We start from the raw sequence: 13371 nt of genomic DNA, 5'->3' as shown, positions 1-13371 counted from the left end.
CCTCCGGCACATCGCCCTCCGCTGTCGACCGCTGACCGCCCGGCAACGAGCGACCGCAGGTAACCGGCCGGGTGCCGACGAGTGACCGTCATTTTGTCCAGGCTCGTCACGGCCTTGCGGCCGTGGTGGGCGACGCGACGCAGAATATGGAGGTGTCGACTGCTGCCAGGGTGCTGGTGATCGAGGACGCGGAGGCGATCGGCGCCGCGGTGAGTTCCGCCTTGCGGGACGCGGGTTACCAGGTGCAGGTCCGGCCGGACGGTCGTGACCTGGAGGGCGACCTGGTCCGGTTCCGACCGGACCTGGTGGTGCTCGACGTGATGCTGCCCGGCCGGGACGGCTTCATGCTTCTGGAGGTCATCCGGCGGACGTGCGGGGCCGGGGTGGTGATGTTGACCGCCCGGGACGGGGTGTCCGACCGGCTGCGCGGGCTCGACCGGGGTGCGGACGACTACGTGGTGAAGCCGTTCGTGCTGGCCGAGCTGGTCGCCCGGGTGAGCGCGGTGCTGCGGCGGCTGGGGCGGACGCCGTCGACCGTGCAGATCGGCGATCTGGTCGTGGACGCCGAGTCGGCGGTGGTGCTGCGCGGCGACGCGTCGATCGAGCTGACCGCCACCGAACTGCGCCTGTTGCGGTACCTGGCCGCGCAGCGCGGGCGGGTGGTGGGCAAGACGCAGATCCTCACCGCGGTGTGGGGTTACGAGGACTACGACCCCAACCTGGTCGAGGTGCACGTCAGCGCGCTGCGCCGGAAGTTGGAGGAGCACGGGCCGCGGTTGCTGCACACCGTGCGAGGGCTGGGCTACGTGCTCAGGGCGGACGAGGCGTGAGCTTGCGGACCGTCTCCCTGCGCCGACGGGTCACCTTGTCCGCGATCGGCTTGCTCGGCGTGGTGCTGATCGGGGTCGTGTTGTTGGTGGACGCGCTGTTCGCGGCGCAGTCCAAGCGGGACGTCGACACCGCGCTGCTGGAGAAGGCGCGGGTGGCGCAGCAGCTGGTCAAGCAGCGGGTGCGCGGGGCGGAACTGGTGGACCGGCTGGAAGGCCGGGGCGTGGAGGTCCGGCTGGTCATGCCGGACGGGACGGTGTTCGGGAACGCGCCGGACGAGGAGGTGGCGAACGAAGTCAGTCGGCAGTTGATCGACGGGTCGAAGATCACGGTGTACGCCGAGTCGTCGGTGATCACGGCGGCGCAGACCAGGCTGCGGCGGTTGTTGCTGCTGGCCGGGGTCGGCGCGCTGGCCGTGACGGCCGGGGCGATGGTCCTGGTGGTCCGGCGGGCGTTGGCGCCGCTGGACGCGATGACCACGCTGGCCCGGTCGATCGCGCGCGGCAACCGCGGGTACCGGCTCAACCCGTCGCGGGCGGACAACGAACTCGGTCGGACGGCGGCCGCGTTCGACGACATGCTGGACTCGTTGGAGGGATCGGAGGAGCGCACGAAACGGTTCGTGGCCGACGCGGCGCACGAGCTGAGGACACCCATCGCGGGCGTGCAGGCGGTCGCGGAGGCGTTGATGCAGACCGCCGGCGCCGAGGAGCGGGAGCGGTTGAACCTTCTGCTCGTGCGCGAGTCGCGGCGGGCCGGGCGGCTGGTCGACGACCTGCTGGCGTTGGCGCGCATCGAGGCCGGGCTCGAACTGCACCGGGAGCGGGTCGACCTGCTCGCGTTGGCCGAGGCCGAGGTGGGGCGGACGCAGTTGCTCGCGCCGGACTTCGACATCGCCGCGGAGGGCGAGTCGGCGTTCGTCTCGGGCGACCCGCAACGGTTGGCGCAGGTGTTGGCGAACCTGGCCGACAACGCCCGCCAGGCCACCGGCCCGTCGGGCAGGGTGCGGCTGCGCGTGTCCAGGGTGGGCAGCTTCGCGCGGTTGGTCGTGTCCGACAACGGTCCGGGCGTGCCGCCGGAGGAGAGGGAACGCATCTTCGACCGGCTGGTACGGCTGGACGAGGCGAGGGACCAGCGTTCCGGCGGATCGGGCCTCGGGCTGCCGATCGCCCGCGGTGTCGTGCGCGCGCACGGCGGCGAGCTGTCGTGCACCACCCCCGGCGACGACTCGCACGAGGCCGAAACCCACAGCCCACCACCGTCGGCGGGCAACCCAGCCCTGAGCCCCGGCGGCCCGCCAAGCCCACCGACCGCGCCAGTGGTGCCAGGTGTGCCCGCTGCGCCGACTCCATCGACGCCGACGACGACCACACAGCCGCCCTCCGCAGCCTCGGACACAACAGACAACACGGACGCACGCGCCGCCGGCCCCAGCGACCCGACGCGATCGCGCACGGCCACCCACGCCATGACCACCGATGTCCCGGCCGCCGATCCCCCGGCCGCCGATCCCCCGGCCGCCGATCCCCCGGCCGCCGATCCCCCGGCCGCCGATCCCCCGGCCGCCGATGCCCTGGCCGCAGGTTCCTTGGGCGCAGGTTCCTTGGAACACGGGGCGGGCCCCAAGGTGGACCGGGCCGGTGCCGACGGGTCGCGCGGAGGCCACCCAGCCGCGAGCGCCGAACACCACGGCGGGATCTCCGACGCGCCCAACGACCGCAACCCGGCCGCCGACGCGCGAGGTGGGGTCGGTGGTGGAGACGCAGCGCGACCGACTCCGGTCGGCGACGCGCTCCGAGTCGACAGCCCGCAGGCCGCAGACGTGTGGGATGCGGGCGCCGCACGGCCCGCTCCGGTCGCGGAGGTAGCCGGGGCGAGCAGCCTCACCACCGGCCCGCAGGACAGCGCGCGGCGCGGGGCGGTCGGTTCGGTTGGGGCCGCGTTTGTGGTGCGGATTCCGTTGGCTGAGTAAGAGCGCCGGGTGAGGGGTGGGGGTGGCGGAGGCTAGGCGTCCCTCGGTGGGGTGACCTTCTTGACGTAGAGGAGGCGGTCGCCGGCTTCTACGGCGTCGGCTTCCGGGGCGTCCACCCGGTACAGGGTGCCGTCGCGCACCACGCCCAGCACTATGTCCGGCAGGTGGCGGGGCGAGCCGCCGATCTCCGAGGGCTCCACGTCGCGTTCGGCGATGGCCAGGCCCGCGTCGGGGGTCAGCAGGTCCTCCACCATGTCGACCACGGACGGGGTGGCGGTGGCCATGCCCAGCAGCCGGCCCGCCGTCTCGCTGGAGACCACCACCGAGTCCGCGCCGGACTGGCGGAGCAGGTGTTCGTTCTCGCGCTCCCGCACCGAGGCGACGATCTGGGCCTTCGGGGCCAGCTCGCGGGCGGTGAGGGTGACCAGGACGGCGGTGTCGTCGCGGTTCGCGGCGACCACCACGGCACGTGCCCGGGGCACCCCTGCCACGCGCAGGACGTCGTTGCTCGTGCCGGAGCCGTGGACGGTGACGAGGCCGATCGAGGACGCGGCGTCCAGGGCCTCCTGGGTGGTGTCGACCACGACGATCGAGCCCGGCTCGGCGCCGTCGCCCATCAGGGCGCTGACGGCGGACCGGCCCTTCGTGCCGTACCCGATGACGACCACGTGGTCCCGCACCTTGGTCCTCCACTTCTGGATGCGCAGCGCCTGCCGCGAACGCTCGGTGAGCACTTCGAGGGTCGTACCGACCAGGACGATCAGGAAGAGCACCCGCAAGGGGGTGATCACCAGGACGTTGACCAGCCGCGCCGACGAACTGGCGGGGGCGATGTCACCGTATCCGGTGGTGGAGAGCGACACCGTCGCGTAGTACACCGCGTCCAGGAAGGACAGTCCGTCGTTGTTGACGTCACGGTAGCCGTCGCGGTCGAGGTAGACGATCAGCACGGCCGCGAAGAGAGCGGTGAGGGCGCCGATCACCCGCTTCAGGATCGCGCGGACCGGGCTCTGCACCGTGTCCGGCATCCTGATCACGCCGACGAGCGAGTGGCCGGGCCGGTCGGCCAGCGGTTCGCCCGGGTTGGTGCGGCGGATCATGACAACCTCTCCGGCAGTAGTCGCCACAACCGGGCGGCGGCCTCGGCGCCGCGGAGCAGCAGCGGCACGACGACGCGCTCGTTGGGCGCGTGGATCCGATCATCCGGCAACGTCGCCCCGAGGTACACCACCGGCACGCCGAGCCACCCGTGCAGCAGCGCCGCCGGACCGGAGCCACCCGTCCGGCTGAACCGCACGGGCTGGTCGAACGCGGCCTGCACGGCGTCGCGCACCGCTCCCACGGCCGGGTGGGACACGTCCACCGCGTAGGGCGGCGCGCCGTCACCGGACGGGATCACCTCGGCGTGCAGCCCGGCCGGGGTGTGCCGGGTGACGAACTCGCGCAACGCGTCGGCGACCCGTTCCGGCCGCTGGTCGGGCACGAGCCGGAACGACAGCTTCACCGACGCCCGCGCGGGCACGATCGTCTTCAGCCCCGGCCCGGTGTAGCCGCCGTGGATGCCGTTGACCTCCGCGGTGGGCCGCACCCAGACCCGTTCGAGGGTCGACCAACCGGGTTCACCGGCCAGCCCTTGGGCGCCGCCGGCGTTCGCCAGCCACACCGTCTCGTCGAACGGCAGCGCCGCGTAGTCGGCACGTTCGGCCGCCGTGGGCTCGGTCACGTCGGCGTAGAAGCCGGGCAACCGCACGCGCCCGTCCTCGTCGTGCAACGCCGCGACGAGCCGCGCGATCGCGGTGGCGGGGTTCGGCACGCTGCCGCCGGCCCGCCCGGAGTGCACGTCGGACGTCCCGCCGGTGAACACGACCTCCGCCCCGTAGACCCCGCGCTGACCAGTGCACACGGTCGGCGCGTCACGCGCGTACAGCGGCGTGTCGGTGAACACCACGAGGTCGCACGCGAGGTCGTCGCGGTGGTCGTCGAGCAGCCGGGTCAGGTGCGGCGAGCCGGACTCCTCCTCGCCCTCCACGAACAGCTTCACGGTCACCGCGGGCTGCGTCGCGCCCGTCGCCGCCAGGTGCGCCCGCATCCCGAGCAGGTGCATCGCGACCTGGCCCTTGTCGTCGCTGGCGCCCCGACCGAACAGCTCCTCGCCGATCACCGTCGCCTCGAACGGTGGGTGGTGCCACTGCTCGACCGGGTCGACCGGTTGCACGTCGTGATGGCCGTAGACCAGCACGGTCGGCGCGTCGGGGTCCGCCGCGGGCCGGCAGGCGTACACGGCGGGCAGTGCCGGGCCCTCGTCCCAGACCCGCACGTCGGACCACCCGTCGCGGCGCAACGCGTCGGCCAGCCAGTGCGCGGAGGCGGCCACGTCGCCGTGGTGCGCCGGGTCGGCGCCGATCGACGGGATGGCCAGCCACTCGCGCAGGTCGGCCAGGAAGTCGTCGGCGAACGCGGCCACGGCCGCCCGTTCGGGATTTTCGGGATCACCGCTCACGGTGCGGGAGGATAACCCCGGAAGAACCCTGGGAGCGCCGTTCGCCGGACGACGTGACAGGGTGGTCGCATGGAACCCACTCGTTCCCGTTCCCGGTCGGCGCTCGCGCTGGCCGGGTTGCTCGGCGCCGCGGGTGTCACGCACTTCGCCAAGCCGAAGCCGTACGACGCGATCGTGCCGCGCGCGTTGCCGGGCAAGCCGCGGACCTGGACGTACCTGTCCGGGGCCGTCGAGGTGGCGTTGGCGGCGGCGGTCGCCGTGCCGCGCACGCGGGGCGTGGGCGCGAAGCTGGCGGCCGGGTTCTTCGCGGCGGTCTTCCCGGCCAACGTCAAGATGGCCTACGACTACCGCACGAAGTCACCCAGGGTGAGGGCCGTCGCGTACGGCCGGTTGCCGTTGCAGGTGCCGCTCATCCTGTGGGCCTTGCGCGTAGGGCGCTCAACTCCCTGATCACTCTCGGCAGCGGGTTCGACACCCAGCGCTGCCGGGGGACTGTCATTGAAACCGCAACCAGTCCTAGGATGCCCGAGTGCAACCGCTCCTCCACCATGCCGCGACGGCGTTGGGTTGGCGCGGCATCGTCGTGCCCGACGTCGCCGTGCTGGGCCATCAGGTGTCAGCCGTCGTGCGGGTTCGTGCCGACGTGCACGAGTGGCGCAGCGCGAACGGCTGGCCGCCGCAGGCCGACCCCTCGTGGTTCCGCTCGTGGTTCGAGCCGGCGGCGCACGACCGGCTCCCCGTGCCCGCCGTCGAGCTGGTCGGTGTGCTGGTGGGTGAGTCCACGGTGGACCGCGCGTTGCAGTCGTGCGGCACGTTGATGACCCTCGCGCCCTGCTCGGTGGTGCTCCCGGCGCCGTTGGGCAAGCAGTCGTGGCCGCTGATCGAGCTGGACTACTACGGCATCGGCGTGGTCGCGGTCGACTCGGCGGGCGCGGCCGAGCTGCTGGTGCCGCCGGAGGACCGGTCGACGGAGTTCGGGCCGTCGCTGTTCGGGCGGTGGCTGCTGGAAGTGCTCTACGACCGGGTGTTGAAGGAAGTGCCCGCGCACGCGCGGGTGAACTCCTAGGCCGGGATCGAGCGGATCAGCGCGCGCAGGCCGTCCGCGTCCAGCAGGTCGGCCGGGCGCAGCGTGTGGTCCTGGCGGACGTAGTGGAACGCCGCCCGCACCTTCTCCACCGGCGTCCCGGTCAACGCCGCCCACGCCAGCCGGTAGGCCGCGAGCTGCACCGACAGCGCGGGCAGGCGGTCGGGCTCCGGCACCGCGCCGGTCTTCCAGTCGACCACCGTCCAGCCGCCGTCGTCGTCGGCGAACACCGCGTCCATCCGGCCGCGCACGGACAGGCCGTCGATCTCCGCCTCGAACGGCACCTCGACGTCGTGCGGCACGCGGTCGGCCCACGTGCTGGCCAGGAACGCCTCCTGGAGGCGGGTGAGGTCGCTGTCCGGCGCCGCGCCCTCGTCGGCCGCGCCGGGCAGGTCGTCGAGGTCGAACAGGCGGCTCGCGCCGAACCGCTGCTCCAGCCAGGTGTGGAACGCCGTGCCGCGGCGGGCCAGCGGGTTGGGCGGGAACGGCAGGGGACGGCGCAGCCGGCGGGCGAGCAGGTCCGGGTCGGCCGCGAGTTCGACCAGCTGGCTGACCGAGAGGTGCTCGGGCAGGACGACGCGTTCCCGGCGGTCGGCCGCGGCGGCGCGTTCGGCGAGGAGCACGTCGACGTCCCGGGCCCAGCCGTCCGGGTCGTCTTCGGGGTGGTCGGGGAGGACGTCGCGGGCTTCGCCAGGGACTTCGTCGGGGAGGACGTCGTCGTCGGGGGCTTCGTCGGGCAGCGGTGGCTCGAAGTCCGGTTCGGCGACAGGTTCGTGGTCCGGCTCGTGGTCCGGCTCGTGGTCCGGCTCGTGGTCTGGGGGGTCGGGCAGGTCGAAAGGGTCCGGGGGCAGGTCGTCGGCCGGCGGTTCGGGCGGCAGGTCGTGGTCGGGTTCCGCGGGCGGTTCGGGCGGTAGGTCGTACTCGGGTTCCGCGGGTGGGGTGGGCGGCAGGTCGGGGGCGGGTGGTGCGGCCAGGTGGCGGTCCAGGGCGTTCAGGACCAGCTCGGCTCCCTCGGCCACGGCGGCGCGGCGCTTGCCCAGCGGGTCGGTCGGCCACTGGGCCGTCTTCGTCTGCGACGCGAGGGGGTTGGGCTCGTCGTCGGCCGGGCGCGCCGCCCAGTGGGCGATGTCGGCGGGCGGGTGGTCGGCGGCCAGCACCGACTCCCGGATCTCGGTCAGGAACGCCGACGGCCCCTTCGGCTTGTCGCCCGTCTCGCCCCACCAGTGCCCCGACACCAGGAGGCTGTGCTCGGACCGCGTCAGCGCCACGTACAGCAGCCGCCGCTCCTCCACCAGCCGCCGTGCGTCGAAGTCGTCCTCGTGCCCGGCCAGCGCCTCCTCCACCTCCTTGCGGTTGGCGTCGGGCGCGATGCGCAGCTTCGGCAGGTCCTCGGCGTCACCGCGCAGCTCGGCGGGCAGCTCCGCCACCGAGCGCAGCCAGCTCGACGACTTCTTCCGACCCGGGAACACGTCCTTCACCACGTGCGGCACGGCGACGATGTGCCACTCCAGGCCCTTGGCCGAGTGCATGGTCAGCACCTGCACCCGGTTCTCGGCCACCTCCACCTCGCCGGGTTCCAGACCGTCCTCGGCCTGCTCGGCGGTGTAGAGGTAGTCGAGCAGCGCGGGCAGGGTGGCCGACGGGCTGGCGGCGGCGAAGTCGTTGACCACGTCGGCGAACGCGTCCAGGTGCGCCCGACCGACACCGCCCGGCCGCGCCATCGCCTCGATGTCCAGCAGCAGGGTGCGCTCGACGTCCGCGACCAGCTCGGGCAGCGGCTGGACCAACCGGCGGCGCAACGACGACAGCTCCGCGCCCAGCCGCCGGATCCGCCGGTACCCCTCGGCGGAGTACGCGGTCGGGTCGCCCGGGTCGTCCAGCGCGTCCGCGAGACCGGCCTGCTCGGAGTGCTCGCCCGGCAACGCGTCCGCGATCACGGCCAGCGGGTCGTTCGCCACCGCCTGCCTGCTCGGCGCGCCCGCCAGCTCACGGGCCCGCGCCCACAGCGCCGCCAGGTCGTACGCGGCGATCCGCCAGCGCGAGCCGGTGAGCAGCCGGGCGGCGGCGGTGCCGGCCAGCGGGTCCACCAGCACGCGCAGGGCGCTGGTCAGGTCGCGCACCTCCGGCTCGTCCAGCAGCCCGCCCAGACCGACGACCTCGACCGGCAGGCCGCGTTCCCGCAGCGCCGCCGCGATGTTCGCCATGTCCGAACGGCGGCGCACCAGCACCGCGGCGGTCGGTGGCTCGTCGCTGCTGTCCAGGTGCTGCTCCCACTGCGCGGCGACCGTGTCGGCCACCCAGTCCAGCTCCTGCCGCACGTCGTCGAACAACGCCACCCGCACGTCACCCGGCCCGGCGCCCTCGCGGGCCCGCAGCTCGTCCACGTCCAGGCCCATCGCGCGCAGCGGCGCGGACACGGCGTTGGCCAGGGCCAGCACCTCCGGCGGGTTGCGGAAGCTGGTGAGCAGGCCGTACTTCCGCGCAGGCGGGAAGTCGTGCACGAACCGGGGCAGGTTCGCCGCCGACGCGCCGCGCCAGCCGTAGATCGCCTGCGCCGGGTCGCCCACCGACGTCACGGGCATCGGCTCGCCCCGCCCGAACAACGACCGCAGCAGCACGCGTTGCGCGTGACCGGTGTCCTGGTACTCGTCCAGCAGCACGGCGCCGTAGCGCTCGCGCTCGCCCCGCACGACCTCCGGGTGCTCGGACGCGAGCCGGGCGGCCAGGGACATCTGGTCGGCGAAGTCCATCGCCGCCTCACGCCGCTTGCGCGCCTGGTAGGCCTCCAGCAGCGGGATCAGGTTGACCCGCAGCCGCTGGGCGCTCACCACGGCCTTCAGCGACTCCGGCAGGCCGTCGCGCTGCCGTGCCGTCTTGGGCGCGTTCTCGATCACCGCGCACAGCCGCTCGGCGTGCCGCCACAGCGTGACCGGGTCGACCAGGTGCTCGCCCAGCTCGCCGGCCAGCGCGAGCAGGTAGCCGGTGACGGTCGCGGGCACCTTGTCGGTGTCCAGGTCGTCGTTCCACGTCGACACGACGCGGTGCGCGAGCTGCCACGCGGCGGTCTCGGTGAGCAGCCGCACGCCCGGCTCCACGGGCAGCCGCAGGCCGTGCTCGCCCACCAGCCGGCCCGCGTACGCGTGGTAGGTCAGGATCACCGGCTCGGTGGTCAGCACCGCGGCCCGCCGTTGGCCGCTGGGGTCGAGCCGGTCCAGCAGCGGCGAGCCGCCGAGCCGGCGCAGCCGCAGCCGCACCCGGTCGGAGAGCTGGCGCGCGGCCTTGCGGGTGAACGTCAGGCCGAGGACCCGGTCGGGGGTGACGAAGCCGTTGGCGACCAGGTACACCACGCGGGCGGCCATCGTCTCGGTCTTGCCGGCGCCGGCACCGGCCACGACCAGCGCGGGCGCGGTGGGCGCGGCGACGACGGCGGCCTGCTCGGGCGTCGGCCTGGGCAGGCCGAGCGCCTCGGCGACCTCGAACGGGCTCGCGAGCGACACCGGCTCACCCGCCACCCGTTCGACCCCGCTCGGCACGACCACGTCCCGCATTCTCCGTGGTCGGGCCCGGCCGGCTTCGGCGACCCGCAGGGCGGGACCGAAATGGCTGGTCAGAACCGCCCTAGTGGCTCACCTGACGACCGGACGCGTGCACCGGGCAGGTGGTGCGGGCCGGGCAGCGATCACAGTCCGCGTTCTCCGTCGCCTGGTAGGACGGCCCGACGCTGGACCCGGCGGCCAGCTGCACGGCCTCCAGCCACACCCGCACGCCCTGCTCGTCCAGCGGCACCTGCTCGCGCTCGACCGCGCCGGTCTTGCGGTCCTCCTTGGCCACGTAGAGCAGGCGCGCGCCGCCAGGGTCGGTGCCGAGGCCCAGGTGCGTGAAGCCGCCCAGCGCCGTCGCCAGCTGGTAGACCGCGAGCTGCGGGTGCTCCTGCGCCTTGTCCTTGCTCACCGGGGACTTGCCGGTCTTCACGTCCACCACGACCGGCCGCCCGTCCCGGTCGGTCTCCAGCCGGTCCACCCGGCCGCGCACGCGCAGCTTCGGGCCATCGTCGGGTCGGGGTATCTCGACGGAGATCTCCTCCTCGACCGCGACCTGGGTGAGCTGGGAGCGGCTGGACGCGAGCCACGCCAGGAACGTGTCGAGCATCCGCTCCACCCGGATCCGCTCGCGGCGGGAGAACCAGGGCGCGCCCGCGTCGACCGCGGCCCACGCCTCGTCCAGCTTGACCCGCAGCTCCTTCTCGTCCGCGCCGGTCGCGGCGGCCTGCGCCAGCGCGTGCACGAGCGTGCCGGTGATCGACGCCAGCTCGGCCGGGTCCTGACCGCCGTGCCGCTCGACGACCCAGCGCAGCGGGCACTTCGCCAGCGTCTCCACCGTGGACGGCGACACGCTCACCGTGTGCTCCTCGGTCCACAGTGGACTCTCCGTGGTGACGTCCGCCAAGCCGTACCAGGAGTCCGGGTGCGCGCCCGGCACGCCTTCCGCCGCCAACCGGGCCAACTGGACGGCCGCGCGCTCCCGGCGGTCGGCCGGCTCGTCGTCGGAGCACACGACCCGCCGCAGCTCGCCGACCAGCTCGGCCAGCACCAGCCCGCGCTCGGGGGTGAACGTCGGCCGCTCCGGCTCCTCGGTGGACAGCTCCTCGATCTCGTCCAGGAACCGCGACGGCTGCTCGTCCTCCCCGCGCACCGCGCTGACCAGCAACGTCCGCCGGGCCCGGCTCGCCGCGACGAGCAGCAGCCGCCGTTCCTCGGCCAGGATCGGCGCGACCGCGGACGCCGTCTCCGCCGACACGCCCGCGACCACGTCGACCATGCGTTCCACGCCCAGCAGGGACCCGCGCAGCCGCAGGTCGGGCCAGCTGCCCTCCTGCACGCCCGGCACCGCCACGACCGTCCACTCGCGACCGGCGGCGGCGTGCGCGGTCAGCACCGACACCGCTTCGCCGGTGGGCGCGGCGGCGGCCAGCGTGTCGCCGACGATCTCCTGCGCGGCCAGGTAGTCCGCGAAGCCCTCGGCGCCCGAGCCGGGCAGCCGGTCCACGTACTTCGCCGCGGCCTCGAACAGCGCCACGATCGCGTCCAGGTCCCGGTCGGCCTGCATGCCGACGGTGCCGTGCCGCGCGGACTGCGCCACCCAGCGCAGCTCCAGGCCGGTGCTCTGCCACAGCTCCCACAGCACCTGCTCGACGGTCAGGCCGTCCGCGATCCCCTTGCGCGCCTTGCGCAGCAGCCCGCCGATGCGGCGCGCCGGCTGCGCCTCGGCGTCCTCCAGCGCGGCCAGGCGGTCGTCCGACTCGATCACCTCGACCAGCAGCTCGCCGCTCGGCCGGTCGCGGCCCGCGGCCAGTTCCAGCCGGCGCAGGCCGCGCCGCAACCGCCGCAGCGCCAACGGGTCCGCGCCGCCCAGCGGTGACGACAGGAGCATCGCGGCGGTGTCCTCGTCGAGGGTGCCGGGCACGGCCGCGCAGCGCAGCAGCGCCAGGAACGGCATCACCGCCGGTTGGCGCGCCAGCGGCAATTCGTCGCGCGGCACGGCCACCGGGACGCCGGCCGCGAGCAGGGCGCGTTGCAGGACCGGCAGCGATCTGGTCGCCGACCGGGCCACCACGGCCATGTGCGACCACGGGACCTCGTCGATCAGGTGGGCCCGGCGCAGCTGGTCGGCCACCCAGCCCGCCTCCTGCGCGGCGGAGGCGAACAGGCGGACCTGGACGTTGCCCGTGCCGTCGGCCGGCGAGACCTCGCGGGTCGGCGACGCGCCGGGCAGGCGGCCGGCGAGCCTGCCCACCGCGGCCCTGATCTCCGGCGCCATCCGGTAACCCGTGGTGAGCACCACCGCCGGGCCGCCCGCCTGCGACAGCAGGGTCGGATCGGCGCCGCGGAAGGAGAACACGGCCTGGTCGGGGTCGCCCGCGAGGACGAACTCCTGCGCGGCCGCGCCCAGCACGCGGATGAACTCGTGCTGCAACGGGTCGAGGTGCTGCGCGTCGTCGACCAGCAGGTGCCTCACCCGCCGCTGCTCGCCCGCGAGCACGTCCGGTTCGGTCTGGAAGGCGAGCAGCGCGCTGCCGACCAGCTCCGCCGCGTCGAACGAGGGCGCGTGGCCCTGCCCGCTGCTGGCCAGCAGGTTGACCTGCTCGTACTGGGTGGCGAACAGGCCGGCCGCGACCCACTCCTCGCGGGAGTGCCGGCGGCCGAGCTCGGTGAGGTCCTCCGGCGCGAAGCCGCGTTCGGTGGCGCGCAGCATCAGGTCGCGCAGCTCGTGCGCGAACGCGGGCAGCGCGAGGGCGGGCCGGAGGCGTTCCGGCCACTTCGGGGCGCCCATGCTCACGTCGCCGGCGAGCAGTTCGCGCACCACCGCGTCCTGCTCGGGGCCGGACAGCAGGCGGGGCGCGGGTTCGCCTTGGTGGACGGCTTGCGCGCGCAGCACCGCGAAGGCGTACGAGTGCACGGTCCGCACCAGCGGTTCCTGCGTGGTCGGCAGGACGCCGTCGGCGCGGGCGCCGGTCAGCAGGCGGGTGATGTGGGCGCGCATCGCCTCGGCCGCGCGCCGGTTGGGGGTGAGGACGAGCACGTTCTCGGGGTGCACGCCGCCGTGCAGCACCCGGTGCGCCACCACCTCGGCCAGCAACGTCGTCTTGCCCGTGCCGGGGCCGCCGAGCACCCGCAACGGCCCGCCGGAGTGGTCGAGCACGGCGCGTGCGGGCGCGTCCCAGTGGCGCCGGGGCTCCTCCTGCCGCACCCGGCGCACCAGCAACGGCGCCCTGTTCACTGCCACGGGGGTCATGCAATCACAGTGTTGGATTGCGCCGCCTCCGGCGTCGCGGGCGAGGTCGCCTGGAAGTCGACCGTTCGCGCCCTGATTCCCGACGATCGAAAAGCGTGATCGCCGGGAATGAGGACGCGAACGATCGACGCGACCTCGCAGTGTGCGCGAGGGGGTGTGTGCGAGGGGTGGGGGGTGTGCGCGGGGGGCGGGGTG

At 74.1% G+C, this 13371-nt stretch carries 8 protein-coding genes; 4 read left to right on the top strand and 4 right to left on the bottom strand.

What is annotated here, in order from left to right:
* Positions 1-152 precede the first annotated feature (152 nt).
* Positions 153-830 (top strand): response regulator transcription factor, encoded by a 678-nt coding sequence (locus tag AB0I91_RS09685; protein ID WP_498774485.1) that lies wholly within the window; start codon positions 153-155, stop codon positions 828-830.
* Positions 827-2800: a sensor histidine kinase gene (locus tag AB0I91_RS09680; RefSeq protein ID WP_499636312.1), complete on the top strand. Its 1974-nt coding sequence runs from the start codon at positions 827-829 to the stop codon at positions 2798-2800. Before AB0I91_RS09685 ends, AB0I91_RS09680 begins: the two co-directional genes overlap by 4 nt.
* 32 nt (positions 2801-2832) lie before the next feature.
* Here the strand turns inward: AB0I91_RS09680 and AB0I91_RS09675 are convergent, their stop codons facing one another.
* Positions 2833-3900: a potassium channel family protein gene (locus AB0I91_RS09675; protein WP_498774481.1), complete on the bottom strand. Its 1068-nt coding sequence runs from the start codon at positions 3898-3900 to the stop codon at positions 2833-2835.
* On the bottom strand, positions 3897-5300 hold the full coding sequence (locus tag AB0I91_RS09670; RefSeq protein ID WP_499636310.1) for a M20/M25/M40 family metallo-hydrolase: 1404 nt from the start codon (positions 5298-5300) through the stop codon (positions 3897-3899). The genes AB0I91_RS09675 and AB0I91_RS09670 overlap by 4 nt, the downstream gene beginning before the upstream one ends.
* 69 nt (positions 5301-5369) lie before the next feature.
* Between AB0I91_RS09670 and AB0I91_RS09665 the strand changes: the two genes are divergently transcribed.
* On the top strand, positions 5370-5750 hold the full coding sequence (locus tag AB0I91_RS09665) for a DoxX family protein (protein ID WP_498774477.1): 381 nt from the start codon (positions 5370-5372) through the stop codon (positions 5748-5750).
* A 79-nt stretch (positions 5751-5829) separates the two neighbouring features.
* A complete protein-coding gene (locus AB0I91_RS09660; RefSeq protein ID WP_498774475.1) occupies positions 5830-6366 on the top strand; it encodes a hypothetical protein in 537 nt (178 codons plus the stop codon).
* Here the strand turns inward: AB0I91_RS09660 and AB0I91_RS09655 are convergent.
* The gene (locus tag AB0I91_RS09655) at positions 6363-9932 is read right to left on the bottom strand and encodes an ATP-dependent helicase (protein WP_499636308.1); all 3570 of its coding nucleotides are present in this window, start codon (positions 9930-9932) and stop codon (positions 6363-6365) included. The two genes, AB0I91_RS09660 and AB0I91_RS09655, sit on opposite strands and share 4 nt — an antisense overlap.
* A gap of 70 nt (positions 9933-10002) precedes the next feature.
* Positions 10003-13176, bottom strand: a complete 3174-nt coding sequence (locus AB0I91_RS09650; RefSeq protein WP_498774471.1) for an ATP-dependent helicase — start codon at positions 13174-13176, stop codon at positions 10003-10005.
* Between the last annotated feature and the right edge of the window lie 195 nt (positions 13177-13371).

It is taken from the genome of Actinosynnema sp. NPDC049800, from assembly GCF_040656635.1.
Lineage (GTDB): Bacteria > Actinomycetota > Actinomycetes > Mycobacteriales > Pseudonocardiaceae > Actinosynnema.
The sequence above is the reverse complement of the archived record's forward strand: the minus strand, read 5'-3'. Positions and strand labels throughout refer to the sequence as shown.